We start from the raw sequence: 26,652 nt of genomic DNA on the forward strand, positions 1-26,652 counted from the left end.
GGCCACCGTGTCACTCGACGTCGCGCGCAGTATTGCCGTCAGCAGCCTGATGGCGACGCAGGTCCAGATCAGCGTCGCGTCCGCCAATATCGCCAATGCGGACACCACGGGTTACACCGTCAAGTCCGCCACCCAGGCGGCACTGGTGAGCGGCGGCGTCGGAACCGGCACCACCATCACCGCGATCACCAGCAATGTCGACAAGCTGCTGATGAAATCGCTGGTATCCGCGACCTCCGAGCTGGGCAGCGCCAGCACCAACAGCGACTACCTCGACCGGCTGCAGGCACTGTACGGCAGCACCAACACCGGGAAGGACAGCACCGGGACCTCACTCGCCAATACGCTGGCGGCGCTGGAGACGGCGATCTCTTCGCTGTCCGCCACCACCAGCAGTGCGGCGCTGCAGGCCAACACGGTCAGCGCGCTCGACGATGTGGCATCGCAACTGCGCGACACGTCGAGCGGCATCCAGACCCTGCGCAGCAATGCGGACACCGAAATTTCGACGGATGTCAGCGACGTCAACACCCAGCTGAAGGCCATCGCCAGCCTCAACATCCAGATCAAGCAGGCTGCAGCGACCGGACAGTCTACCGGCGACCTGGAGGACCAGCGCAACACCGCGCTGCAGAACGTCGCCTCCAAGATGAACGTGAACTACTACATTTCGTCTTCGGGCGACATGCAGGTGTTCACCAGTTCCGGTCAGGCGCTGGTCGACAGCACCGCGCACACGCTGAGCTTCACGGCGGCATCCTCGGTGACCGCGGCCTCGACCTACACGGCAGGCGCAACCTCGGGGCTGAGCGGCATCAGCGTCAACGGCGTCGACGTCACCTCGTCGATCACCTCGGGCGACATCGGCGCACTGATCACCCTGCGCGACTCCACCCTGCCGGCGGCACAGGCGCGGCTGGACCAGCTGGCCAACACGCTGACCGCAGGCCTGAACGCAGTGTCCAATTCCGGCACCTCGGTGCCGCCGCCCGCGACGCTGACCGGCACCACGGCGGTCACCTCCAGCACCGCGCTGTCCGCCACCGGCACGGTGCGGATCGCGGCCGCCGACTCGACCGGCAAACTTGTCTCCTATGGCGACATCGCCCTGTCGACCATCTCGACGGTCGGCGACCTCGTCACAGCCATCAACGGCATCTCCGGACTGAGCGCATCGATCGATTCGAGCGGCCATCTGGTCGTGGCCACGACCAGCAGCAGCAACGGCGTCTCGATCAACGAGATGACCAGCGCGGTCGGAAGCCCAGCCGTGGGGCTGTCGGACTATCTCGGCCTCAACGATCTGGTCACCGGGACCGGCGCATCGAATATCGCGGTGCGCAGCGACATCCTGAACAATTCAGGGCTGCTGCAGGTCGCCACATTGGACTCCTCGGCGACGTTGACCGCTGGAAAGCAGGTGCTCAGCGCCGGCTCGACCACCGTCGTCAACGCGCTGTACGCGGCGCTCACTGACAAGACCAGCTTCAGCGCCACCGGCGGTCTCGGCGCCAGCACCGGATCCTTCGCCGATTACGCCGCCAACATCGTTTCCAACGTCGCCAGCAAGGCCGCGGCGGCCACCACCACCGAGACCGCCAAGCAAACCACCCTGTCGACGTTCAGCAGCGCGATGTCGTCGCAATCCGGAGTCAATCTCGACGAGGAGACAGCGGCCATCAGCACGCTGCAGAACCAGTATTCCGCCGCATCGCAACTGATCCAGTCGATCAACGCGATGTTTACGGCGCTGATGACCGCCATCCAGAGCACCTAGGAACCTTCACCATGGCCATGCGCGTCGCCACCTTCGCCATCAGCCAGCAGATGATCGCTGCCGCCCTGAAGACCCAGAGCACCATGGCCGATCAGCAGATGCAGGAAGCCTCCGGTGTCGTGTCGTCCGACTTCGGCGGGCTGGGCGCCAAGACCCAGCAGGTGCTCAACCTGCAGGTCTCGGTCACACGTTCGCAATCCTATATCGATGCCGCCACCCAGACTGACAGCAAGGTCCAGGTGATGTATTCGGCGGTCAACTCGATTGCCGACCTGACGACCCAGTTCCGCACCCTGCTTACCGCCGCGACCAATGCGGCCAGCACCGATGCCGCCAGCGTGACCCAGTCGGCGCAGGACATGCTTTCGGCGATGACTTCGCTGCTCAACACCCAATATAGCGGCAGCTATCTGTTCGGCGGCTCGCGCACCGAACAAGCACCGGTCGACATCGCCAGCACCACCTATCCGGCGGCCACTTCGCCATCGACGACAGACACCAGCTACTATCAGGGCGACAGCGCGGTCGCGGCAGTGCGGGTCTCCGACAGCCAGGTCGTGTCCTACGGGGTGACGGCCGACAACACCGCTTTCGAACAGATCATGCGGGCGATGAACCTGGTGGCGAACAATTCGCCGCTGAACACGGCGACGCTGAACGAGGCGCTGAACCTGTCCACCAGTTCGATCAGCGCGTTGGGGGTGGTGCAAACTAAAATATCGAACGCCGCGTCGTCGATCGAGAAGGCCAGCGATGCGCAGACAGAGTTCCAGTCCTACGCCAAGACCCTGGGCAGCAGCCTCACAGACGTCGACGTCGCGGCGGTGACAGCATCCCTATCGACCTACCAGGCGCAATTGACGGCGTCCTATGGGGCGATTTCCAAGGTGCAGAGCCTGAACCTGGCGAGCTACCTGCATTAAGCCACACCGCCTCAAGGGTGGATCGCCATCTTCGGTATCACAGCGCAAAGCGTCGATGGTTTTGCTTTCTTAATTGCGGCTTGATCGGCAACGCATGCGGCGTAACGAGCCCGGCGCTTATACACCGAATGACATCAGGCTGGGTGCGCAGCGACTTGCAGTCGCTGGTCACCTCTACGGCAGATCGTAGAAGATCGTGGAAGAATTCATCGAGATCGGCGGGGGCGGTGTGACTAGGCTGACAGACGAATGTCTTCAAGCCACATTGACCGCTTTGCGTCAGGAGCGGCCGCATGCACGTTCGCCCTATCGTAGAAAAGGTCCAGGCGGCCAGACGGGACAACGCCAAGCGATCGAAGCCCCAACCAAAATGCGAAGAGCGGCACATTAGACCTTGCGACTATCCGCATTGGCTGTTGTGCAATCTTCGGGATCCCCGGCGACCACAATGGGCGATGCATACGCAATGCGACATCTCGTTGGCTCAATCCCGTAACCGCGCAGCCGCTGCAAACTATTCCGACCTCGCATAGAATCGAACCGACAATGCGCTGGTCCCTCCGGGTCAACGCTGCTTATTCTTCACCGGACATGGCGCGACGGCCGTCGGCAGCGACTTTGCTGTCTGATCCAGCGCGCTGCCTGCTCCGCAGCCACCCCACCAAAGAGAACGAGAACCCATGCAGAATTCCGATCAGATCTGGCAGCTTGTCGACAACCACCGGCCAGAATTCGAGGCGCTTGCGGACCGCATCTGGGGTATGCCGGAGATCGCCTACACCGAATATCGTTCGGTGTCCGAGCACGCCGAGATGCTGAAAGGTCTCGGTTTTCGGGTAAAGGAAAATCTCGCGGGCATCCCCACCGCCGTCTTGGGCGAGTGGGGCGAAGGCGGACCGGTCATCGCCATCCTCGGCGAATACGACGCCCTGCCCGGCCTCAGCCAGGTCGCCGGCATTGCCGAGCACAAGGAGGTGGTGCCCGGCGGTCACGGCCATGGCTGCGGTCACAATCTCCTTGGCTCTGCGGCGATGCTTGCGGCCACCGCGATCAAGGACTGGCTCGCCGCCACGGGCACCAAAGGCCGCGTGCGCTATTACGGCTGTCCCGCAGAAGAAGGCGGCGCGGCAAAATCATTCATGGTGCGGGCCGGCGAATTCGACGGCGTCGATATCGCGATCACGTGGCACCCGGCCTCCATTTCACGGGTCGATGAAGCGTTGTCGCTGGCCAACACCCGCATGGACTTCCAGTTCACTGGCCGCGCCAGCCACGCCGCGGCAGCACCTCATCTCGGCCGCTCCGCCCTCGACGCGGTCGAACTGATGAATGTCGGCACCAATTACATGCGTGAGCACATGCCCGCGGATGCCCGCATCCATTATGCGATGCTGGATTCCGGCGGCATCGCGCCCAACGTGGTGCAGGCCTCCGCCAAGGTGCGCTACGCCGTGCGCTCGCGCGATCTGCCCGGCATGTTCGCGCTCAACGAACGGGTGATCAAGGTCGCCGAAGGCGCCGCGCTGATGACCGGGACCACAATGAAGATGACCGTCATCAGCGCGGTCTCCAACAAGCTCGGCAACACGCCGCTCGAACTGGCCATGCACGACGCGATGGAACGACTCGGGCCGGTGCCGTTCGACGCTGCCGACAGAGCGTTTGCCGCCGAGATCCAGAAGACGCTGTCCGACGAGGACATCGAGAGCGACTACCTGCGCGTCGGCGTGCCTGTCCGCAAGGATACGCCGCTGTGCGATTTCGTCGTGCCGTTCGACTCCCGCGGCGAGCCGATGATCGGCTCAACCGACGTCGCCGATGTGAGCTGGGTGGTACCCACGGTGGAAGCCCGCGTCGCCACCCACGCGATCGGCACACCCGGCCATTCCTGGCAGATCGTCGCGCAGGGCAAGTCGCCGGCGGCGCATAAAGGCATGGTTCATGCAGCGAAGATCATGGCGGCGACCGGTATCGAAGCGCTGACCGACCCGACGCTGATCGACCGCGCCCAGGCCGATATCCGCGAACGGACGTCCAAGGTGCCTTACGTCTGCCCGATCCCGCCGGAGGTCAACCCGCCGCTGCAGCCGCGGCCCGCCGGCCTCTGACCATCGCCTTTCAGGGCAGCGGACACTTCGTTCGCTGCCCACGAACCCATATCCATATAGAGGATCGCGACCATGTCTGACCATCGTCCCTCCGTCCTGTTCGCAGCGCGTCCATGGCATCGCCCGCTGGCCAGCCTCGGGCTGTTCACCTGTCTGATGCTCGGCTCGACCGCCATGCACGCCGCGACGCCGAAGACCGCGCTGGTGATGGCCTGGAACATCGACGCGATCTCGACCTTCGATCCGGCCCAGGTCGGCGAAGTGGTCACCAACGAAATCCTGCAGAACACCTGCGACAGCCTGGTCGATTTCGACCCGGCCGACGAGCGCAAGATCATCCCGCTGTTTGCCGAGAGCTGGACGGTGTCGCCTGACCGCCAGACCATCACTTTCAAGATCCGCAAGGGCGCCAAATTCCCCTCGGGCAATGTCGCCACCGCCCAGGATGTTGCGCAGAGCATGCAGCGCGTGGTCAAGCTCGGCTCCGGCAACGCCACCACCCTGACCGAATACGGCTTCACCAAGGACAATGTCGACCAGCGCATCACCGCGCCGGACGATGCCACCGTGGTGCTGAACTTCGACAAGACCTATCCGAGCACTTTGGTGCTGCAGGCGATCGCCGCCAACCGCGTCTCCGCGGTCATGGACATGAAGGTGCTGCTGGCCAACCAGCTCAATGGCGACATGGGCAACAAGTACCTCGCCACCCACACCGAATGCATCGGGCCGTACCGCCTGGCGCAGTGGAATGCCAGCGAGTCCGTGCTGCTGCAGGCCAACGACAACTACTGGGGCGTCAAGCCGGCCATCAAGCGTGTGCTGATCAAGCATGTGGCCGAGGCCGGCACGCAACGGCTGATGCTCAGCCAAGGCGACGTCGACGTCGCGCGCGACCTGACGCCGGAGGATCTCAAGGACTTCGAGACCTCGAAAGACGTGGTCATCGCGAAAGTGCTGAAGCCGCAGGTGTTCTTCTGGACCTTCAACACCTCCGAGGGCCCGTTCGGCAACGAGAAGGTGCGGCTGGCGATGCGCTACCTGATCGATTACGACGGCCTCGCCAAGACGGTGATGACCAATCTCGGCGTGCCGCGCGCCAGTTTCGCCCAGATCGGCGCGGTCGGCGCCCTCGACGAAAAGGACGGCCAGCCGTTCAAGCTCGACCTCGACAAGGCCAAGGCGCTGCTGACCGAGGCGGGCTACGCCGATGGCTTCAGCGCCAAGCTGATCTTCGGTACCCTGCAGCATTCGGCGCCGCTGGCGCAGAGCGTCCAGCAGAATGCCGCGCGGGTCGGCGTCAAGCTGACGCTGGAGCGCATGTCCAACGCCCAGCTGTTCGCCAAGGTGCGCGGCCGCGATTACCAGAGCGCCATGCAGGCGTGGCAGACCAGCGTGCCGGATGCGCACGGCAATGCGTCGCGGCTGGTCTACAATCCTGACAACCGGGCGGAAGCCAAGCTGACCCAGATTCCAGTCTGGCGCACCGGCTTCCAGTCCCAGGAGCTGAACGCGAAGGTCGATGCCGCCCTGCTCGAGGCAGATCCGGCCAAGCGCAATGCGCTCTATGCCGACCTGCAGAAAGAAGTCATGGAGAAGGGGCCGTTCGCCATCATGTTCCAGATGTACAACATCGCGGCGGTGCGTAGCGACGTCAAGAACTGGACCTGGAACGGCTTCCGCACCTACTACGCTCCCGTCTCCAAGTAGCAGCGGCATCATGACCGATGCGGCCAGCATAGCGTCGCGCCAATCCCGGACCTCGGATCGCCAGCGCAAGCTGGCGGCGCTGGCCCGGTCGTTCGGCAATCGCGCGGTCTCGGTGGCGGCGACGCTGCTGGGACTGGCGGCGCTGACCTTCTTCATCGGCCACCTACTGCCGCTCGACCCGGTGATCGCCGTGCTCGGCCCCAACGCCACCCACGATGCCTATGTGGCCATGCACAAGCAGCTCGGCCTCGACCAGCCGCTGTGGAAACAGTTCACCGTCTACCTCGGCCATATCCTGCAGTTCGACTTCGGCAACGCGCTGACCACCGGCCGGCCTGTCGTCACCGACATCGTCCGGGTGTTTCCCGCCACCCTCGAACTGGCCAGCGTCGCCATCGTCATCGGCACCGGCATCGGCATTCCCGCCGGCGTGCTGTCGGCGATGTATCGCGGCTCGCCGCTCGATCACATCGTGCGCTTCGTCGGCCTGCTCGGCTATTCGACGCCGCATTTCTGGCTCGGCCTGATGGGCCTGTCGCTGTTCTACGCCACGCTCGGCTGGATCGGCGGCCCAGGCCGCATCGATACCATGTACGAACTCGACCTCGAGCCGCGCACCGGCTTCTACCTGATCGACGCCGCGCTGACCGGGGACTGGGCGCTGTTCAAGGACGTGTTCGGCCACATCGTGCTGCCGGCCTCGATCCTCGGCTTCACGGCGCTGACCTATATCAGCCGCATGACCCGCAGCTTCATGATCGAGCAGCTCGGGCAGGAATATGTGGTGACCGCTCGGGTCAAGGGACTGTCATGGGCGCGCACGGTCTGGGTCCACGCCTTCCGCAACGTCGCCGTGCAGGTCGTAACCGTCGTGGCGCTGTCCTATGCCTTCCTGCTGGAAGGCGCGGTACTGACGGAGACGGTGTTCGCGTGGCCCGGCTTCGGCCGCTACCTGACCAACGCGCTGCTCGCCGGCGACATGAACGCCGTGGTCGGCTGCACCATCCTGATCGGCGTGATCTTCATCGGCATCAACATCGTCTGTGACCTGCTGTACCGGGTCTTTGACCCCCGAACCCGCTGAGGGACCATGGCAGACAATGTCACCCGTACCGTCTCGCTATCGGCCTGGCTCAGGGAACCGATCCCGACATCGTCGTGGCAAGCACGCGCACAGCAGCTTTGGCTGTCATGGCGGTCGCTTCGCTCGAATCCATCGGTCATGTTCGGTGGCACGGTCATCGTCCTCGTGACGCTGCTCGCCATCTTTGCGCCGCTGGTCGCCACGCACGATATCTTTGCGCAGGACCTGTCGATCCGACTGCAGAAGCCGTCGTCCGTGCACTGGCTCGGCACCGACGAACTCGGTCGCGACGTCTACAGCCGGCTGGTCTTTGGCGCACGCATTACGCTTTATATCGCGGGACTCACCGCGGTGATCGCGGCGCCGATCGGCCTGATCGTCGGCACCACGGCCGGCTATATCGGTGGCTGGGTCGATGCGGTGCTGATGCGCATCGTCGATGTGTTCCTGGCGTTTCCGAGCCTCATTCTGGCGCTGGCGTTTGTTGCAGCCCTCGGCCCGGGCATCGAGAACGCCATTATCGCCATTTCGCTCGCGGCCTGGCCGCCGATTGCCCGGCTGGCCCGCGCCGAAACGCTGTCGATCCGCAAGTCGGACTATATCGCCGCGGTGCGGCTGCAGAAGGCATCGAGTTTTCGCATCATCTTCAACCACATCATGCCGATGTGCATTCCCTCGGTCATCGTGCGCGTCACGTTGAACATGGCTGCGATCATCCTGACCGCCGCCGGTCTCGGCTTTCTCGGCCTCGGTGCCCAGCCACCAAGCCCCGAGTGGGGCACCATGCTGTCGGCGGCGCGCGAGTTCATCTTCACCAACGGAACCATCGCCGCCATCCCCGGCACCGCGATCCTGCTGGTCAGCCTCGCCTTCAACCTGATCGGCGACGGGTTGCGTGACATGATGGATCGTCGTCATGGTTGAACCGCTGCTCAGCGTCGACGACCTCAACATCTCCTTTCACGGCGGCCGCAGCGTGACGCATGCGGTGCGCGGCGTGTCGTTCACCATCGGCCGCGAAAAGGTCGGCATCGTCGGCGAATCCGGATCGGGCAAATCGCAGACCGGTCGCGCGCTGTTGCGGCTGGCGCCGAAGGGCGCCCAGATCACCGCGAACGCGCTCAGCTTCGACGGCATCGACCTGCTCGCCGCCAGCGAGCCGGAGATGCGCAAGATCCGCGGCAGGCGCATCTCGATGATCCTGCAGGATCCGAAGTTTTCGCTGAACCCCTTGATGCGTGTCGGCCACCAGATCGTCGAGGCCTATCGCGTGCATACGTCGTCCAACAAGGCCGAGGCGCGCGACAAGGCGATGGCCATGCTGGAGGCGGTCAACATCCGCAATCCCACGCGCGTCTTCGAACTGCTGCCGCACGAGGTCTCGGGCGGCATGGGCCAGCGCATCATGATCGCGATGATGCTGATCCTCGAACCCGACCTGATCATCGCCGACGAGCCGACCTCGGCGCTCGACGTCACCGTGCGGCGTCAAGTGTTGACCATTCTCGACGAACTCGTCACCCGGCGCGGCGCCGGATTGATGTTCATCAGCCACGACCTGAACATGGTCGCAGATTTCTGCGACCGCGTTCTCGTCATGTATGCCGGACGCATCGTCGAAGACATTCCGGCGCGCGACCTGAAGCACGCCGAGCATCCCTATACGCGCGCGCTGCTCGACAGCCTGCCGCGCCTCGACCGGCCTGTGGACATGCTTACGGTGCCGAAGCGCGATCCCGCGTGGCTCACCGGTCCCACGATCCGGAGAGCATCCGCATGATGCCCTCACAGACACCTGCCAGGGATCGCATTCTCGAAGCGGTCGGCCTGCATGTCAGCTTCGGCGCCGGCCTCACATCCACCGTCGCCGTCGACGACGTCTCGTTCGTCCTTGCGCGTGGCGAGGCCTACGGGTTGATCGGCGAATCCGGCTGCGGCAAGTCGACGATCCTGCGCACCATCGCCGGATTGGTCGACAGCTACGACGGCGCGCTGCTGTTCGGCAACAAGGAGTTGCCGCGCAAACGCGACAAGGACTTTTCCCGTCGGGTGCAGATGGTGTTCCAGGATCCCTACGGATCTCTGCATCCGCGCAAAATGGTGGAAAGCGTGCTGGCCGAACCACTGGCAATCCATAAGTTCGACAATCCGCGCAAGCGCATCGACGCGGTGCTGGAGGCGGTCGGCCTCGGCCCGTCCTTCCGGTTTCGTTATCCGCACGAACTGTCCGGCGGCCAGCGCCAGCGCGTGGCCATCGCTCGGGCGCTGGTGATCGAGCCGGAAGTGCTGCTGCTGGACGAGCCGACCTCGGCGCTCGACGTCTCCGTGCAGGCCGAGATTCTCAACCTGCTGAAGACGCTGCGCCGGGAAACCGGCGTCACCTATTTCATGGTCAGCCACGACATCGCGGTGATTACCCATCTGTGCGACCGCATCGCTGTGATGGCCGAGGGGCGCATCATTGAGGAGATGACTGCGGCCGACGTGCGCGCCGGCCGGGCCCGCGAGCCCTACACAAGAACATTCCTCGAAGCGAGTTCCGGCTATGTCACCGCGTCCTGACGAGGGCTCCTCCGCGGTCACCCATTTCCCCGTCGACGAGTCCCGCGAGAGCTGGCCGTCGCCGGGCTGGACGATGATCGACGATCTCGCCGCCGCCGGCTGGTCGCTCGAGCGGTTGAGTGATGCGTTTCAGTATGCCGGCACCATTGCCACCGACGCGGTGATGATCGTGCAAAACGGCCGCGAAGTGGCGAGCTGGGGCGACATCACACGGCGCTACAACTGCCACTCGATGCGCAAGAGCTTCCTGTCGGCGCTGATGGGACCTTACGTCGAGGACGGCACCATCGACCTGTCGCTGACGCTGGCGGCGCTCGATATCGACGACGTCGAGGGACTGACCGCCGTTGAGAAGCAAGCAACGGTCTACGATCTGCTGACCGCCCGCTCCGGCATCTATCATCCCGCCGGCTACGAGACGCCGTGGATGCGTTCGATCAAACCGCTGCGTCACTCGCAGGCGCCGGGCACCGAGTGGTGCTACAGCAACTGGGACTTCAACGCGCTCGGCACCATCTTCACGCAGCTTACCGGCCGCGATATCCACGAGGCGTTTCGCGACCGGATCGCGCAACCGCTCGGCATGGAGGACTTCCGCCATGACGACGTGCGCAAGGACGGCTGGCTGGTGCCCGACGCCTGCTCGCGGCACCCGGCCTATCCGTTCGCCATGTCGAGCCGCGACCTCGCCCGCTTCGGCCTGATGTTTCTGCGCGACGGCCGCTGGGGACCGCGGCAGGTGATCCCCGCCGACTGGGTGGCGACCTCGCTGCTGCCCTATTCCGACGCCGGCGCCCGCGGCGCCTATGGCTACATGTGGTGGCTGGCGCGCGCCGGCACCGGCTTTCCCGGCGTGGTGCAGCCGGAAGGCAGCTTTTCGGCGCAGGCCGCGGGCGGCCATGTCCTCGTGATGATTCCACCGCTCGATCTCGTCATCGTGCATCGCGTCGACACCGCCGTGCCCGGCCGCGCGGTCGACCTCTTTCAGTTCGGCAAACTGCTTCGCCTCATTCTCGATGCACGCCGCGCGGTCGTGCCGCGCTGATGCCGCAGACCGCCTTCACGTCCCGGAGATTGCCATGACCAGCGTCCTCGAAACCATAGCGGCATGGAGCCGTTCGGCCGGCGCATTTCCGCCGCGCGCCCGCAAGCGCGCCGTTGAGGCCATCGCCGACACCGTCGGCTGCATGGTCGCCGGTGGCGACGATTTTTCGACGCAAGCCGTGCGCCGCGCTGTTGCGCCGCAGATCTCAACGTCCGGCGAAAGCCCGGTGATCGGCGGCGGCCGCGCACCGGCCGCGACCGCGGCGCTGGTGAACGGCACCGCCGCCCACGCCCTCGATTATGACGACAACTTTCATCCGGCCATCAGCCACGCCTCGGCGGTGATGGTGCCGGCGCTGCTGGCTGCCGCTGCGCCGTTGAACATCAGCGGAGCGGCGCTGGTCGATGCCTACATTGTCGGCCTCGAGGCACAGGCCGCCGTCGGCATCGGCGTCAATCCCTCGCACTACACGCTCGGCTGGCATTCGACGTCGACCTGCGGCGCCATCGGCACTGCGGCAGGCGTATCGCGGCTGCTGGGGCTCGACGCCGCCGCAACCGCGCGCGCCATGAGCATGGCGGTGAGTTCGGCGGCGGGGGTCAAGGGCCAGTTCGGCACGCCGGCAAAACCGTTCCACGCCGGCATGGCCGCGCGCAACGCGGTCGAGGCCGTCGCGTTCGGCAATGCCGGTCTGAGCGGGCGCCTCGACATCCTCGAAGCGCCGCAAGGTTTTCGCGCCCTGTTCGGCGGCCCCGATGCCGTCGGCTGGGACGGCTTGGCGCTGGGCCAGCCATTGGCCATCGAAGGCCACGGCGTCATCCCGAAGCGGCACCCGTGCTGCGGCTCGACGCATTATGTCGTCGACATGGTGCTCGACTTAAGGGCGCAACACGGCTTTACGGCCGATGACGTCGCTTCGCTCGAATGCCTCGTCGGCATCGCCAATGCGCGCAACCTGAGTTACGCCGAACCGCAGGACGAGATGCAGGCGCGCTTTTCGATGCACTATTGCGTGGCCCTGGCGCTGGTGCAGGACCGCATCGGGCTGGCCGATTTCACGCTTGCGAACATTGCCCGGTCCGAAATCCGGAAGCTGCTGCCGCTCACCACCATGACCGCGCGCAGCCGCGAGGAAGAACTGGCCGGCGGGCGGCTGCCGCACGAGACGGTGATCCGGCTGAAGAACGGCACCGAGTTCAAGGCCACACGTCTGCACGCCAAAGGCAGCATCGCAGATCCTTTCGACGACAACGACCGCGCCGCTAAATTCACCGATTGCTGCGTCTGGCTCGGCAGCACGGCGACCGCGGAATTGTACGGCGCGCTCACCCATCTGGACCAGCAGGCCAATCTCGCCTTCCTGGCTCCGGTGTTCGCCTGATCCTACGTCTGATCCTCACGCCGCGCCGGCGAGATGCAGTGACTGGCTTTCCACGCGCTGGTCGGCTTCGTCGATCGCAGCCCAGAACCGCTCCACGGCCGGCCGGCAACGGCCACTGGCGCGGTAGAGCCGGATCTCCGTGGGCAGATGCCATGACGCATCGCCGGCCACTACGAGCTGGCGGGACTTCAATTCCTCGGTGATCAGGCTTTCCGGAATCCAACCGACGCCGCAGCCGGCCAGCGCCATCGCCTTGAGGCCTGCGGACATGGCGTTCTCGTAAACCGTGGTCAGCGGCAGTGGCCGCTCGGCCAGCAGTTTCACCAGCCCGCGCCCGAAAAACGAGCCGGTGCCGTAACTGAGATAGGCGACCGGCGGCCCGGCGGGGCACAGCGCATGGACGGGCTTTCCGTGGGCATCGGGAACCGAGACCGGAATCGCCACCTCGGTGCCTAGACAACGAAACGCAAACCGCTCGGGATCGATATGAGTCGGGACATTGGGGTGCGCATAGGTCAGGAAAAAGTCGCTCTCGCCATTGAGCAGCATCGACACCTTGCCGGCAAACGACGAGCGCTGGTCGCCGAAATGGGTCTTGAACACATGGCCGCGGCTCTCGAGCCGGCGAATCCAGTCCGGGAAGAATGTCAGGGCCAGCGTATTCAACGTGGCAAAGGTCAGCACTTCCGCCGTGACGGCATGCTGATGCTGGGCGTCGCGGCGGGCGCCCTGGATCAGCGCGACCATTTCCACCGCCTTGGGCAGGAAGGTCTTGCCTTCCACGGTCACGCGAACCGGATAGGTGCTGCGATCGAACAAGGGAACGCAGAGCCAGTTTTCCAGCTGCCGGATGCGGCGGCTCAGCGCCGACTGCGTCACGTGCCGCTCATGCGCGGAGCGCGAAAAGCTCTGCGTCGCCGCCAGGCTCAGAAAATCTTCGAGCCATTTCAGCTCCATGACACGGACTCCATGACCATCATTTCCGTCAGATCCTGCCGGCCGGATCGCGGCGGGGTTCTTAATCGCGTCTGCAAGAGCCGCGCCATTCGCGAGCAGATAGCTCAACTCTGTCCTGCAGACGGGATACCAAACCACCCCGGCGAGACGTCGCTTCATCCGTGGGCGGGAAACGATGAATCTCATGATTGGACGGCGCAAGTAGCCGGCCGAGTCGGCACTTCGACATCCGCGCATCACTTCGAAGCCTTCTGAAAGTGAGGCAATGGCGGCTCTGCACCGCCAGGAGGGGACGTTTCACACTGCGTCAATAACGGACCATGGACCAATTTATGCCCAACTGGAGGTCGCTATACCTCCAAAGAGCTTGAGCTGCCTTGGGGGCAGCGCTTTTAGTGACAGTGACCTGCCCCTGCCGATTTCCTCCAGTTAAAGTTAGAGTCCGATCACCTCACAGATGACTATTGCGCTCGAGACTCTCAGCCGTGAACGTCGAACCTGTCCAGCATCATGACCTTGTCCCACGCCCGCACGAACTCCTTCACGAAGCGGGCATGCCCGTCGCTGCTGGCATAGACCTCGGCGATGGCCCGCAGCCTGGCTGTTGGAGCCGAACACGAGGTCGTTGCGCGTGGCCTTGAAGCGCGGCTTGCCGTTGGCGCGGTCATCGAGCGAAAAGGTCATGCCCTTGTCGCCCAGCTTCTTCCATTCGTAGTCCATGCTCGTCAGCACGGTGAAGAAGTCGTTAGTGAGGACACCGACGCGATCGGTGAAGATCCCGTGGGCCGACCCGTCATGGTTCGCCCCCATGGCCCGCAACCCGCCGACCAGCGCCGTCCATTCGGGAGCCGTGAGTGCCAGCAGCTGCGCCTTGTCGAGGAACATCTCCTCCGGTGCGACGCCGGTCGCCATGTCCGCAAATTGATCGTCGACATAGTTGCGAAAGCCGTCGACCACCGGCTTTAGCCAGTCGGACATTTCGATGTCGGTGAGCTCCTGCGTCGTATCGCGGCGACCCGGCGTGAACGGAACCTCGACCTGGATGCCGGCATCCGTGGCGGCCTTTTCGAGCGCGGCGCAGCCGCCGAGCACGATGACGTCCGCGAGCGACACCCGCATCTTGCCGGCCTCCTTGCCGTTGAACGCATCGGCCACACCGCGCAGTGCCGCGACGACGGGGATTGTCCGCCGGTTGACCGCCCAATCCTTCTGCGGCGCAAGTGCCAGTCGTCCGCCATTGGCGCCGCCGCGCTTGTCGCTGTTGCGATAGGTGGCGGCTGCCGAGAACGCTGTAAAGACGAGGTCGGACACGGACGTGCCGGTCGCCAGGATCGACTGCTTGAGCGCGGCGATCTCGCTGTCGCCGATCAAATCATTTTCGCGCGGCGGGATCGGATCCTGCCACAGCAAGCCGTTCTCGAGGCGCTTTTCCGGTCCTAGGTAGCGTTCCCGCGGGCCCATGTCGCGATGGGTCAGCTTGTACCAGGCCTTGGAAAACGCCTGGGTGAAGGCGTCGAAATCGTGCAGGAATTTTTCGCACACATTGCGATAGGCAGGATCGGTGATCAGCGCGATGTCGCTGGTCATCATCATCAGTGGGTTCATCTTACCAGCGATGTGGGCGTCCGGCGTCTTCGGTGCGGCCGCATCGCTCGGCGTCCACTGCAGTGCGCCGGCCGGGCTTTTAGTCTGCACCCAGTTCAACGTGAGCAGGTTCTCCAAATAGGTGTTGTCCCACTGGGTCGGGTTCGGCGTCCGGCTGCCCTCAATGCCGTTGGTCATGGTGTACTGGGCGAAGCCGGTGCCGTCCGGATTCTGCCAGCCGAGGCCCATGGCCTCGATCGGTGCGATCTCGGGCGGCGGGCCGACTTTGTCGGCGCTAACCATGCCGTGGCTCTTGCCAAAGGCGTGGCCGCCGGCGATCAGCGCCACGGTTTCCTCGTCGTTCATGGCCATCCGAGTGAAGGCAATGCGGATGTCGCGGGCCGATCCCATCGGATCGCCATTGCCATAAGGCCCTTCGGGATTGACGTAGATCAGCGCCTGATGCGTCGCAGCCAGCGGGTTCTCGAGGTCGTAGTCGGCATCGCCGTTCTTGCCGCGCCAGCGCTTGTCGCGCGTCACCATGCTGTCGGAGGAGGGCGCGCCCTTCGCGTTCCAGACCTCGGGTCCCCAATAGGTGACGTTGTCGGCCTCCCACGCGTCGCGCCGGCCGCCGGCAAAGCCGTAGGTCGGAAAGCCCATGATCTCCAGCGCGCAATTGCCGGTCAGCACCATGAGGTCGCCCCACGACAACGCATTGCCGTATTTCTGCTTGATCGGCCAGATCAGGCGCCGCGACTTGTCGGTGTTGCCGTTGTCCCACCAGGCTGCTGATCGGCGCGAAGCGCTGCAGCGCCTCGCCGGCGCCGCCCCGCCCGTCGGCGATGCGATAGGTGCCGGACGCGTGCCACGCCATGCGGATCATTTGCGGACCGTAATTGCCGTAGTCCGACGGCCACCACGCCACCGACGTGGTCAGGAACTGCTTGATGTCGCGCTTGAGCACGTCGTAGTCGATCGTGTTGAAGGCGCCGGCATAGTCAAAGTCGTCGCCGAGCGGATTGGCCCGCGGCCCGTTCTGATGGAGAAGCTCGACCTTCAAGCGATCGGGGTACCAGTCCGACAATGTCGGAGGCGCCCCCAGCGCGCCGCCGATGCGATCGCCACCGAACGGACACTTGCCTGTCATCTCGTGAGTTATGGTGTCGGTCTTGTCGCTTTTGATGTCGAGCACGACGATGTCCTTCGCTAGGTAAAATACGATTATCACGGCTCTTGGGCATAACTTCGCTAATTCACTTGAAGCATGCGTCTGTGAAATTCGTACGGCTGGTTTCGACTTTTGACAAATTTGGCGCGAATCCGGCGGAAGCATCAGTCAAGCTGGATACATCCGAGAGGTTGTCGTGTGCCCACGCATGGGCGCTTGAGCGAGATATCTTCGTTGCAGCCCCCGTATGGATCATCACCACCTGACCATACTTGATGCCGTGTTCGACGAAGTTCTGCGCTTCGTCGAGTTGCAGCGCAGGTGCGGCCCAATTCATGCAATTGTCAGATATCCAAATGCACATCCAGCATCGCAGCCAGACCTAGGGCAGGATGCCAATGAAATCGGGACAGGCCAACTTTCAACGAGCGTGCCGGCGGAAGAGCTGACATGCTCCCGTTCATGCAGATTGATGGGATCACCCATGTTTATCGGGGGCATGCTTTGGCTGCACAGACCAGGCGGCTGGCTCATCATCTTTGTCTGCCTCGGCCACCGCCGCCGTCGCCTGCACCTTGCCGGGCGCGTGATGGGCAGGCGCGTAGACAGCATAGACCTGCATCGGCGTCGTCCCGATATTGGTGATGTTGTGCCAGCTTCCTGCCGGAACGAGAACGCACCATCCGTCTGAAGCTTTCTCTTCGAAAGTCAGCTTGTCCTTCGCGGCTCCCATCTGCACTCGGCCGTTGCCCGCCTCGATGCGCAAAAATTGGTCATTCTCCGGATGCGCTTCAAGGCCGATATCGCCGCCGACAGGGATCGACATGAGCGTCACTTGCAGATAGCGCCCGCTCCAGGCGACTGACCGGTAGTTTGTATTGTCCTTCGTCGCACGTTCAATATCGAACGCTTGCGGCTGAGGCCCGACGTCTTTGATGCTGCCAGCAGTGATGGCCATGACTAACTTCCTCAAGGTTGCGGAAATGCAGTATCATGCATTGCCTTGGCAATCGTTTTGCCCATCGCGATTAGAATTTCGCTGCTTCCATCGATAGCGTTTGGACTCGAAAAACATCTACTCGATGCTGCCGAACCTAGAGCGCGATCGCGAACGATACTCTCGAACGCTCTATCGTATATGGATTCTTGCGCTCTATCCTTCACTGGATGAAAGGTAAACAATGTTGGCCTGTGCGGGTTCCGCTACACCGCGCGAAATATAACTAACCAAACTTGATCTGCATCAAAGACAAATCAAGCAGTCCCGAGGCCCTATAAAAAAGTATCAATCGATGTTTTTAAGCTTCCGCGTTTCGACGTCTTCGCAACGATCCAATTTCAGCTAGGGCGCGGACTCATTAGCACGTAGCCAAATGCGGATTGATGCGAGCTTGACGAATGCTAGATAGTTGGCCGCGAGCTTGTCGTATCGGGTCGCAACACGCCGACATTGTTTGATCTTGTTGAAGAATCGTTCAATAAGGTTGCGCGCGCGATACAGAAACGGGCTGAAGCAGATCGGGTCTTTACGATTCCGTTTCGGCGGAATATTGGCCCACGCGCCCTGCTGGCGAGCAAGCTCCCTGATCCAGTCGGCGTCATAGTCGCGATCCGCGAGCAACATCGTTTGCGGAAGCAAGGCGCTGAGAAGAACCGAACACAGCCGGTTACCGTGCGCCTCGCCGGGCGTGAGAGCGAGATGGACCGGCAGGCCATTGGTGTCTACCACCGCGTGAATCTTGCTGGTCAGGCCACCGCGTGAGCGACCCATATCCTGATGATTGTTGTCCGCGACACAGGCTCCGTGCTGATGCACGCGCACGATGGAGGTATCGATCATCTGCACCGCCGCGTCATGACCGGCGGCCAGCGCGTCCATGATATGGTCCCAGACGCCAGCCCGCTGCCAGCGAACGAAGCGATTGTAACAAGTAGTACGGGGACCGTAGGCTTCCGGCAGGTCGCGCCACGGCGCACCGGAGCGCAGAACCCAAAAGATGCCATCGAGAACGCGGCGGTCATTTACCCGCCGAACGCCGCGCGTCTTGTTGGGTAGCATCGGCTTGATGGCGGTCCATTCATAATCGCTCAGTTCGTAGCGCATGATTCGTGGCTCCCATTTCGAAGCTTGCATCAGTCCTTGGTTGAAACTGCAACTGGCGATCGCCCTCGCGCTCGGTTGGCATGGGATCCCAGCTAGGTTATGATTGAATTGGGAGCATATCAATTTCCCTATTAGCATTTTTCATGTCGGACCGATCGATTGGCTCCGAGAGTCTGAACTGAGGCCACGCGTCGAACGTCACAGGAGCAGTCCATGAAGCGGTTGCTGATTATTGTCACATTATTCTTTATCCAGACGGGAATAGCTCCGTCCGCCGAAATCAAGTTACTCGCGGCCGGAGTTGTGCAGGAGGTGTTCGCTGAATTGGTGCCCAAGTTTGAGGAAAGCTCCGGCAATAAGGTTATGGTAACGTGGACTGGTGGGGCCGATATTAGAAAGCGAATTGCTGCCGGTGAACAATACGATGTGGTCGTAACGGCTGGAACAGACATCGACACATTCATAGAGCAAGGCAAGATGCCGCGAGGTAGTCGTGTAGACCTTATCAAGTCGGGAATTGGTGTTGGGACAAGAGCGGGCTCTACCAAACCTGACATAAGTTCCGGAGAAGCTCTCAAGAAAACACTTCTGTCAGTCCGATCCATTGGCTACTCGACGGGTGCCAGCGGTGTCTATCTGGTGAGCCTCATCGCCCAGATGGGAATTTCGGATGCCGTCAAGCCCAAGTTGAAGGAAGCTCCGTCAGGTGTTCGTATCGGAACACTAATTGCCAGCGGAGACGCCGAAATTGGTTTTCAGCAAATTAGCGAACTGATCCATGAGCCGGGTGTGGATTATTTGGGTCCGCTGCCAGCTGACGTACAAAAAGTTACAATCTACTCAGCGGGCATTTCAAATGGTACAAAGCAAATCGAGGCTGCCATGGCGCTGGTGAAGTCGATTACCGCGCCCGATGCCGCGTCAGTTATCAAGCAACACGGAATGGAGCCCGGCTAACGTGGCGGCTTTGGCTCTTTGTGGGTTCAACTACGTTATAGAACGCTCTGTCAAGCCTCTCGCCCAGCAGATTTATGGGTTCACGGCCTAGTCTGGGCCGTTAGCCCACAGATCTAACGGGCGGACGGCTTCCCTACCTCGCTCGGACACCGCGATAACTTTGACACATCCTTTCTGGATGCATTAGATTTTGTCGGCCACATCTCTTCGCGTGAAGACGATCTAATTCTTGTGGAATGTCGATAATGTCCTTTCTTCGCCGACGTTCGCGAGGAAGTTCTGAGGATCAAAATCGTTATGCTCTGACGGTTTCAAGATCCGATCTATCTCAGTTAAGCTGCCCGGGCGGCCGTAGCTGACATTTTATAAGAACATTACGTCGGATGGCAGGCATAGTTGATTTGCATCAACACGACCTTCCTTTTGCAATCTTAGGTTTTTTCCATCGCCCCGGTCGAAGGTAGCGAGTGGCAGATTCTCACGGAGGTCGACATCATGATCACGGAAGATTTGTCCTGCGTCTCCGGCTCGCCTACGGGCATTGTTTTTCAGAACTCGGGACAATGTCCGCCTATTGTAGGGCTGGCGGAGTATAGGATCTCGGAAATTCAATTGCGAAGCGCCCTCGCGCAAAGCGAGGCGTTGCTTCGTCAAAACGATGAGTTAATTCAAAGACAAGAATTACTGAAAAGGGAGTCCGATCATCGGCTAATGAATGATTTGCAGATGACCATTAGCCTGCTTTCGTTGCAGAGCCGAGAATCTACGAACGCAGAAGCGGCCGCGCAATTGGCCGTTGCTGCCAATCGCGTCTCGATGATCGCACGCATTCACCATCGTCTTCATGCGTATGACGGTGCGCAGGCCATCGAGTTCAAAGGATTCCTTGAAGACTTTGGCCGCGACTTCTCTGCGATGCTGTCATCGGATGAGCGCCCGGAGCAGGTCGTTGTCGAGGCTGTTGAAATAAATCTACCGGCCGAGACCGCAATTCCGCTCGGCTTCATCGTCAGCGAATTGATCGCCAACGCGGCGAAGTATGGCAGTGGTCGCATCGCCATCAGTCTGCAGCCCCATCCCGGATTTGGCTATGCGCTTTCTGTTTCCAATGATGGGCCGGCCTTGCCGGAGGGGTTCGACCCCAGTGCGAGTAAGGGGTTGGGGATGAAGATTATTCAATCTTTCGCAAGGCAGATCGGCGGTGAGGTGCGGTTCGCCCGAGGCGACGATGGCCTAGGCGCGCGATTTACCATACTGTTTCCAGCAATGACCACGGATACCGTTCCGGGAATGCGAAGCGTGGTAACAATTGCCATGTCAGCACCATGCCGTTAACTTTAAAGAAAGGGGTCACCAGGGGAGCCGCATTCGAATTGGACCAGCCTTTGTCGCTGGAATGAGAATCGTGACTGCGCCCGTTCTGGCCGGCGTGGAAATCATGGGCCGCTCGAAATTGGTAGAGGCCGACTCATAAATCGAGCATCTACGCAGCCATGGAAGCAACAACACCGGCCGGACCCTTGACCTTCAAGAATTGGCCGTTCGCCCACCGTTCAACACAGCGATGCGGAACGTGCAGCCAAAGTACGGATGACTCCGCCAGTAGACTTCCGTTTCTGCCCGACATCAACAGAATGAACGGCTGATAGCGATTGGAAGACCGAACCGGACCGTTGCCAGCTCGGACGCTGGCAGCGATCGCGCAGCCGCCATCTATACATTGATAGAGACCCGCAAGATTAATGATATCGATCCGCAAGCCTAGCCAGCCGATGTGCTGGCGCGGTTTCCTGATCATTCCGCCAGCCAAGTCGCCGAGCTGCTTCCATGGACTTGGAAAGCCACTTAACAGTTCAAGGCCGTCACCGCAGCGTAAGCGTCGTCCCGGCCCCACCTTCCGGCCAATGTCCTGATCTGCGATTTTGCGGTTACGTCGAACCGCAAGGCTTAGAATGGACACAGTGGATAGTGCTATCACCAAGCCGGTTCGGCGGCTGGAGGTGTTCACCGGTGCGGGGCGCCGTCGGACATGGAGCGAGGCGGACAAGGCGCGGGTGGTCGCGGAGATCGAAGCCAGCGGCGACTCGGTTTCCGGGGTGGCACGCCGGCACGGATTGTCGCCGCAGCAATTGTTTGGCTGGCGCCGGCAAGTCAAAGAAGCTCGGGCGGTCGCTTCCAAGGATGACGAACCACGGTTCGTCCCGGCGGTCATCGATGGGCCACCGTCCGATACTGCTGGACACCTGCAGCGCAAGACGCGGCGACAGCATCGGGATGAACCGCCCGCCGGAATGATCGAGGTTGCTATCGACGGCGTGACGGTGCGCATCGGCGCGGGCGCCCCGGCGGACACTATCGCCGCGGTGTTGCGGGCGCTGAAAGCCGGCGCGTGATCGGCCCGACCGGCGCGGTCCGCGTCATGGTAGCGACCAAGCCTGTGGACTTCCGTAAGGGCGCCGATGGATTGGCGGCACTGGTGCGCGAGAGCATGGCGGCGGATCCGTTCTCGGGCGCGGTCTACGTGTTCCGTGCCAAGCGCGCGGATCGGATCAAGCTGGTGTATTGGGATGGCACGGGTCTGTGTCTGTTCGCCAAGCGGTTGGAGGATGGCATCTTCCGCTGGCCGAAGATCGAAGACGGCGTGATCCATTTATCGGCCGCGCAATTGTCGGCGCTGCTCGAAGGGCTGGATTGGCGGCGTGTCCACGCGGCGCGCGAGACGGTGACGCCGGCACAGCCCGGCTAACGCCTGGACGTTTGTTGCTGTGGCAAAGTGAATCAGCAGCATCGAGCACGTCGCAAAATGCCGGTAAATATGATCTAATGTGGTCATGCAGCGCGATGCATTGCCCGATGATTCCGAGACCTTGAAAGCGATGCTGCTCGCCGAGCGGGTGCAGAACGAACGGCTGCGTCAGATCATCAGGGACCTGCAGCGCCACCAGTTTGGCCGCCGGGCGGAGACACTGCCCGAGGACCAGATGCAGCTCGGTCTGGAAGACGTCGAGCAGGCGGCGGCGCGTGACGCCGCGGAAGCTGAGCAGGCGACACCGGCCGCACGACAGGCCGGAGCTGCGAAGCGTCGGGCCAATCGCGGCGCGCTGCCGGCGCATCTGCCGCGGATCGAGACCACCATCGACATCGACGACAAGACCTGCCTCTGCTGCCGCGGCGCGTTGCACCGGATTGGCGAAGACATGAGCGAGCGGCTGGATATCGTGCCGGCGCAGTTCCGGGTGCTGGTCACGATCCGGCCGAAATATGCGTGCCGCCAATGTGAGGATGGCGTCGTGCAGGCCGCGGCGCCGGCGCGGCTGATCGAGGGTGGGCTACCGACCGAAGCCACCATTGCCCAGGTGCTGGTCTCCAAATATGCCGACCATCTGCCGCTGTATCGCCAGGCCCAGATCTATGCCCGCCAGGGCGTCAATCTCGACCGCTCGACGCTGGCAGACTGGGTGGGCCATGCCGCCTGGCATCTGCGTCCGTTGCACCAACGCCTGCTCGACAAGCTCAAAGTGGAGTGGGCCCTCCAAGGTGGACAGATTGGCTTTCAGTAATTGACCGGACGGCCGGCCTTTCAGAGGATGAAGGCCATGAGAAAGCACCGAACCCACAGCGTCGAGTTTAAACGTCAGGTGTCGCAGGAGTATCTGGGCGGCGAGACGCTGCACGGCCTCGCGAAGCGGCATAATGTCTCCCGTAACTTGATCCGCATCTGGATCGAAAAGTATCAGGCAGGCGCGCTCGACGAGGACGTCGCTTCAGCCGGTCTGCTCGAGACCTATGAAGCGCGCATTGCTGCACTTGAGCGCCTGGTCGGCAAGCAGGCTCTCGAGTTGGAGTTTCTAAAGGGGGCTCTTCGGCCACGACCTCGGCTGAAAAGCGAGACTACGTCCGCAATTGTAGACCCCGCGGCATCAGCGTTGCCCAGGGATGCAGGCTGATGGGAATGGCCCGTTCTACTTTCTATGACGAACCGATCCGTGCGGCCGATGACACAACCATCGTCGCGGCGATGGCTGCAATCTGCGACGAGTTCGAGCACTATGGCTGGCGTCGGGTCCAAGCTGCCCTCAGGCAGCAAGGCATGGTCGTCAATCACAAGAAGGTCCGCCGTCTCATGCGCGAGCATGACCTCCAACCCAGAATGCGCCGCCGCTTCACGACAACGACGGATAGCGACCACGACCAGCCGATCTTTCCCAACCTTGCCAAAACCGTGGCGCTTGACGGCCCCGACCAACTTTGGGTCGCCGATATCACCTACGTCACCATCGTTGGTGGCTTCGTTTATGTCGCTGTCATTCTGGATGCCTGGTCCCGGCGGGTCGTGGGTCATGCCATCAGCCGCTCCATCGACGCGCGATTGACGCTCGCCGCCTTGTCAGTCGCGATCGAGAAGCGAAAGCCGCCGCCTGGCTGCGTCCATCATTCTGATCGCGGATCCCAATACGCTGCTAAGATCTACCGCGACTACCTTGCCGAGCACTACATCAAAGGATCCATGGGTCGGCGAGGAAATCCGTACGACAATGCCAAGGCCGAAAGCTTCATGAAGACGCTCAAGGTTGAGGGTGTCTATCCAATGGCTTTCGAGACCTACGCCGATGTTTCCGAGAATCTTCCAAAATTCATTGATTACGTCTACAATACCCGAAGGCTACACTCCGCTCTCGGCTATATCAGCCCCGCGCAATTTGAGAAGCAACACGCCCGGCAGACGGTCAATCCAGTGGCCTGAACCTGTCCGCCCCGAGGGGCCCACTCCAAAGAGCGGCCAAAACTGTTTGCCGATGAGACAACGTTGCCAGTGTTGGATCCCTGCCGCGGCCGCACCAAGACCGGCCAGTTATGGGCCTATGCCGCCGATGACCGGCCATGGAATGGATCCGATCCGCCGGGCGTGGCCTATGTCTACGCCCCGGACCGCAAGGCCGAGCGGCCGATCATCCATCTCGAAGGCTTCAAGGGCATCCTGCAGGTGGACGGCTATGCCGGCTACCGCAGGTTGGCCGAGCGCGGCGACGTGCAGCTCGCGTTTTGCTGGGTCCATGTGCGGCGTAACTTCTACAAGCTCGCCACGCCCGGTCCTGCGCCGATTGCAAGCGAAGCGCTTCAGCGCATCGCCGCGCTGTATGCGATCGAGAAGGAAATCCGCGGCCGCAGCGCCGAGGAGCGTCGCCTGGTTCGGCAGCAGAAAAGCCGACCGCTGATCGACGCCTTGGAGAGTTGGCTGCGCGCAAAACTCGGGCTGATCAGCCAAAAGGGCAAACTCGCCGAGGCAATCAACTACGCCCTGTCACGTTGGGCGGGCCTGGCCCGCTTCCTCGACGATGGCCGCATCGAGCTCGACAACAACACCGTCGAGCGCTCCATCCGCCCGATCACGCTGAACCGGAAAAATGCCTTGTTCGCGGGCTCCGACGGCGGCGCCGAGCACTGGGCAACGATCGCAACGCTGATCGAGACCTGCAAACTCAACGACATCGATCCCCTCGGCTATCTCTCGGATGTTCTCGCCAGGATCGCCAACGGTCACCCCAACCGCGATATCGAAGCGCTATTGCCGTGGGCCTACAGAAAGCAAGACCTCAGAGCCGTGGCTTGAGGACGACGCTTACACCGCAGCGCATAACGCGCTCATGCAGTTAGCGTTATGGCTTGGGTCGCGGTCGGATGCGTACTCCTCGCGCATCATCGGTGGGTTCGATGCGAACCAACCGCAATCTTACCATTGCTCCACAAGTCAGGGGTAGGCGCAGCACAACTTTATGCAGGCAATCTGTCGCAGAGCTACGCCATCCGATGCACAAATGATATTATTGCTCGATCGGTGCAAGTCTGATGCGGGTAAGTATCGCCACCAGTTCTTCATACTTAAATGGCTTCTTCAACACGGGCGGGTCTGAGTAACCGTCTCTTAAACCGTGATCGGTGTTGCCGGTCGAGTAGATGAACGGCACTCCGCGCGCGAAGAGTGCTTCCGCCACCGGGTGGCTGTCGTCACCATTCAAGTTCATATCCAGCAACGCGACGTCGTAGTCTTGCGCATCGATCAAAGCGAGGGCCTTGACGACCGTCGCGACAGAAGTCACTGACTTGCATCCAAGGTCGGCCAGCATGTCTTCAATCATCATAACAACCAGCATTTCGTCCTCGACAACGAGAATCCGCCGACCAGAGAGCAACCTATCCATCGTGATCGTCTCTTGGTAAGGGAATGTCCATCGTGCAAACAAGGCCGTCGGGCCGGTAGTCCAGATGCACCGTGCCTTCCAGCTCATGGGCCAAACCACGCTCGAGCACCCGCGATCCAAATCCCTTGTGTGCCGGCGGCGTGACCGCGGGGCCACCTTTTTCCGTCCAGCTCAGCAGAAGCCGTTTTCCGGCCGGTGCCGTCTCAATCGTCCACCCAATCAGGATGGATCCGACCGCGTTGGACAATGCACCGTATTTCACGGCATTCGTTGCGAGCTCGTTGAACGCAATGCCAAGGGCCAAAGCTGCCTTTGGCGGGAACCGAACGTTCTCACCGGTGATCACAATGCGATCCGCCCGACCGCCCGAGACCCCGAATGGCTCCAGGGCATCGTGAGCGATATCGAGCAGCCCTGCACTTTCCCATTTTTCGCGAGTTAGCAGGTCGTGCGACCGGGATAGCGCAAACAGCCGGGACTCAATGGATTGCCTGATAGCCTTGGGATCGGTGGTCGATCGCAAGGTCTGCCAGACAATCGATTGCACCGTTGAAAGGGTATTCTTGACGCGATGGTTCAACTCGTCGATGAGCATCCTGGATCGAACTTCATCCTCCTTGTGTTTGGTAAGATCAGCGAACGAAGCAAAATATTGAATAACATCACCGCTCGCATCACGAACCGGACTGATAAAGACAGCGGCCCAGAACTCGCTTCCATCCTTGCGGCGGTAGAGAACTTCCGTCCCGCTGCTGGACGAGCCTTCGAACTCGGCTTTAATTCGCGTCAGCGCCTCAGCGTCGGCACCATGCGCCATCAGAAAATTGAAGCTTTTGCCGAGCACCTCTTCCCGGTCGTATCCCGTTAGAGAAAGAAAGCTGTCATTGGCAAAAATTATCGGGTTGTCGGGCTCCGTCGCGTCCGTAAACACCATCGCCATTCGGGTTGTTTCAGCGGCAACGACAAACGGGCCGAGGTCGTCCTGAAAGCTCTCGACTTCGGCTTCGGCGCCTTTCTGCTCGTCCGACTTCTTCGTTATTTCCGACATGCCACGGGTCAATCAATCTGCTTTGCAGTAATGCTGCGATAACC

The 26,652-nt window shown here is 61.8% G+C and carries 22 protein-coding genes and 4 pseudogenes; 19 read left to right on the forward strand and 7 right to left on the reverse strand.

What is annotated here, in order from left to right; genetic code table 11:
- Positions 1-7: 7 nt before the first annotated feature.
- The 10 genes from flgK to ACUXVA_RS04005 all read left to right on the forward strand — a co-directional run bounded on the left by flgK (position 8) and on the right by ACUXVA_RS04005 (position 12,590).
- Positions 8-1,777: a flagellar hook-associated protein FlgK gene (flgK, locus tag ACUXVA_RS03960; protein WP_445490928.1), complete on the forward strand. Its 1,770-nt coding sequence runs from the start codon at positions 8-10 to the stop codon at positions 1,775-1,777.
- An 11-nt stretch (positions 1,778-1,788) separates the two neighbouring features.
- Positions 1,789-2,700, forward strand: coding sequence for a flagellin (locus ACUXVA_RS03965; RefSeq protein WP_265081488.1), 912 nt, complete (start codon positions 1,789-1,791; stop codon positions 2,698-2,700).
- Between the two features lie 680 nt (positions 2,701-3,380).
- The gene (locus tag ACUXVA_RS03970; RefSeq protein WP_265081487.1) at positions 3,381-4,808 is read left to right on the forward strand and encodes a M20 family metallopeptidase; all 1,428 of its coding nucleotides are present in this window, start codon (positions 3,381-3,383) and stop codon (positions 4,806-4,808) included.
- A gap of 72 nt (positions 4,809-4,880) precedes the next feature.
- Complete coding sequence (locus ACUXVA_RS03975; protein ID WP_445490931.1) at positions 4,881-6,518, forward strand: ABC transporter substrate-binding protein; 1,638 nt, start codon at positions 4,881-4,883, stop codon at positions 6,516-6,518.
- A 10-nt stretch (positions 6,519-6,528) separates the two neighbouring features.
- Positions 6,529-7,602: an ABC transporter permease gene (locus ACUXVA_RS03980; protein WP_445490933.1), complete on the forward strand. Its 1,074-nt coding sequence runs from the start codon at positions 6,529-6,531 to the stop codon at positions 7,600-7,602.
- A gap of 6 nt (positions 7,603-7,608) precedes the next feature.
- The gene (locus ACUXVA_RS03985) at positions 7,609-8,526 is read left to right on the forward strand and encodes an ABC transporter permease (RefSeq protein ID WP_445490935.1); all 918 of its coding nucleotides are present in this window, start codon (positions 7,609-7,611) and stop codon (positions 8,524-8,526) included.
- Positions 8,519-9,382, forward strand: a complete 864-nt coding sequence (locus ACUXVA_RS03990) for an ABC transporter ATP-binding protein (RefSeq protein ID WP_265081482.1) — start codon at positions 8,519-8,521, stop codon at positions 9,380-9,382. The genes ACUXVA_RS03985 and ACUXVA_RS03990 overlap by 8 nt, the downstream gene beginning before the upstream one ends.
- Positions 9,379-10,164 carry an ABC transporter ATP-binding protein gene (locus ACUXVA_RS03995; RefSeq protein ID WP_265081481.1) on the forward strand — a complete coding sequence of 262 codons (786 nt, stop codon included), beginning with the start codon at positions 9,379-9,381 and terminating at the stop codon, positions 10,162-10,164. Before ACUXVA_RS03990 ends, ACUXVA_RS03995 begins: the two co-directional genes overlap by 4 nt.
- Entirely contained in the window at positions 10,148-11,209 is a 1,062-nt protein-coding gene (locus tag ACUXVA_RS04000; protein ID WP_445490938.1) for a serine hydrolase domain-containing protein, read from the forward strand. Before ACUXVA_RS03995 ends, ACUXVA_RS04000 begins: the two co-directional genes overlap by 17 nt.
- 34 nt (positions 11,210-11,243) lie before the next feature.
- Positions 11,244-12,590 (forward strand): MmgE/PrpD family protein, encoded by a 1,347-nt coding sequence (locus ACUXVA_RS04005; protein ID WP_265081479.1) that lies wholly within the window; start codon positions 11,244-11,246, stop codon positions 12,588-12,590.
- Between the two features lie 15 nt (positions 12,591-12,605).
- Here the strand turns inward: ACUXVA_RS04005 and ACUXVA_RS04010 are convergent, their stop codons facing one another.
- From ACUXVA_RS04010 to ACUXVA_RS04030, 5 genes and pseudogenes are all read right to left on the reverse strand, one after another.
- The gene (locus ACUXVA_RS04010; RefSeq protein ID WP_265081478.1) at positions 12,606-13,547 is read right to left on the reverse strand and encodes a LysR family transcriptional regulator; all 942 of its coding nucleotides are present in this window, start codon (positions 13,545-13,547) and stop codon (positions 12,606-12,608) included.
- Positions 13,548-14,026: 479 nt separating this feature from the next.
- A pseudogene (gene katG, locus ACUXVA_RS04015) lies at positions 14,027-16,278 on the reverse strand (catalase/peroxidase HPI).
- Positions 16,279-16,384: 106 nt separating this feature from the next.
- Complete coding sequence (locus ACUXVA_RS04020) at positions 16,385-16,636, reverse strand: hypothetical protein (protein ID WP_265081477.1); 252 nt, start codon at positions 16,634-16,636, stop codon at positions 16,385-16,387.
- A 141-nt stretch (positions 16,637-16,777) separates the two neighbouring features.
- A complete protein-coding gene (locus ACUXVA_RS04025) occupies positions 16,778-17,257 on the reverse strand; it encodes a cupin domain-containing protein (protein ID WP_445490941.1) in 480 nt (159 codons plus the stop codon).
- 384 nt (positions 17,258-17,641) lie between these two features.
- Complete coding sequence (locus tag ACUXVA_RS04030; protein WP_445490943.1) at positions 17,642-18,403, reverse strand: IS5 family transposase; 762 nt, start codon at positions 18,401-18,403, stop codon at positions 17,642-17,644.
- A gap of 213 nt (positions 18,404-18,616) precedes the next feature.
- Here ACUXVA_RS04030 and ACUXVA_RS04035 point away from each other — a divergent pair, with 213 nt between their 5' ends.
- The 9 genes and pseudogenes from ACUXVA_RS04035 to tnpC all read left to right on the forward strand — a co-directional run.
- Positions 18,617-19,360 carry a molybdate ABC transporter substrate-binding protein gene (locus tag ACUXVA_RS04035; protein ID WP_265081474.1) on the forward strand — a complete coding sequence of 248 codons (744 nt, stop codon included), beginning with the start codon at positions 18,617-18,619 and terminating at the stop codon, positions 19,358-19,360.
- A gap of 495 nt (positions 19,361-19,855) precedes the next feature.
- Positions 19,856-20,695, forward strand: coding sequence for a sensor histidine kinase (locus ACUXVA_RS04040; RefSeq protein WP_445490945.1), 840 nt, complete (start codon positions 19,856-19,858; stop codon positions 20,693-20,695).
- A gap of 304 nt (positions 20,696-20,999) precedes the next feature.
- A pseudogene (locus ACUXVA_RS04045) lies at positions 21,000-21,209 on the forward strand (transposase domain-containing protein); the annotation flags it as partial.
- Between the two features lie 103 nt (positions 21,210-21,312).
- Positions 21,313-21,753, forward strand: a complete 441-nt coding sequence (gene tnpA / locus ACUXVA_RS04050) for an IS66-like element accessory protein TnpA (protein WP_445490947.1) — start codon at positions 21,313-21,315, stop codon at positions 21,751-21,753.
- Positions 21,750-22,106, forward strand: a complete 357-nt coding sequence (gene tnpB, locus ACUXVA_RS04055) for an IS66 family insertion sequence element accessory protein TnpB (RefSeq protein ID WP_445490949.1) — start codon at positions 21,750-21,752, stop codon at positions 22,104-22,106. Before tnpA ends, tnpB begins: the two co-directional genes overlap by 4 nt.
- Before the next feature lie 85 nt (positions 22,107-22,191).
- Positions 22,192-22,893: pseudogene (locus tag ACUXVA_RS04060) on the forward strand (IS66 family transposase); the annotation flags it as partial.
- Positions 22,894-22,956: 63 nt separating this feature from the next.
- A complete protein-coding gene (locus tag ACUXVA_RS04065; RefSeq protein WP_445490022.1) occupies positions 22,957-23,307 on the forward strand; it encodes a transposase in 351 nt (116 codons plus the stop codon).
- Positions 23,280-24,104: an IS3 family transposase gene (locus ACUXVA_RS04070; protein WP_445493231.1), complete on the forward strand. Its 825-nt coding sequence runs from the start codon at positions 23,280-23,282 to the stop codon at positions 24,102-24,104. The genes ACUXVA_RS04065 and ACUXVA_RS04070 overlap by 28 nt, the downstream gene beginning before the upstream one ends.
- Before the next feature lie 27 nt (positions 24,105-24,131).
- Positions 24,132-24,971 (forward strand): annotated as a pseudogene (gene tnpC / locus ACUXVA_RS04075) (IS66 family transposase); the annotation flags it as partial.
- Between the two features lie 211 nt (positions 24,972-25,182).
- On the opposite strand, the gene ACUXVA_RS04080 reads toward tnpC, so the two are convergent.
- Complete coding sequence (locus ACUXVA_RS04080; protein WP_445490951.1) at positions 25,183-25,560, reverse strand: response regulator; 378 nt, start codon at positions 25,558-25,560, stop codon at positions 25,183-25,185.
- Positions 25,553-26,620, reverse strand: a complete 1,068-nt coding sequence (locus tag ACUXVA_RS04085; protein ID WP_265081470.1) for an HWE histidine kinase domain-containing protein — start codon at positions 26,618-26,620, stop codon at positions 25,553-25,555. Before ACUXVA_RS04085 ends, ACUXVA_RS04080 begins: the two co-directional genes overlap by 8 nt.
- Positions 26,621-26,652 lie beyond the last annotated feature (32 nt).

It is taken from the genome of Rhodopseudomonas sp. RCAM05734 (genome assembly GCF_052658035.1).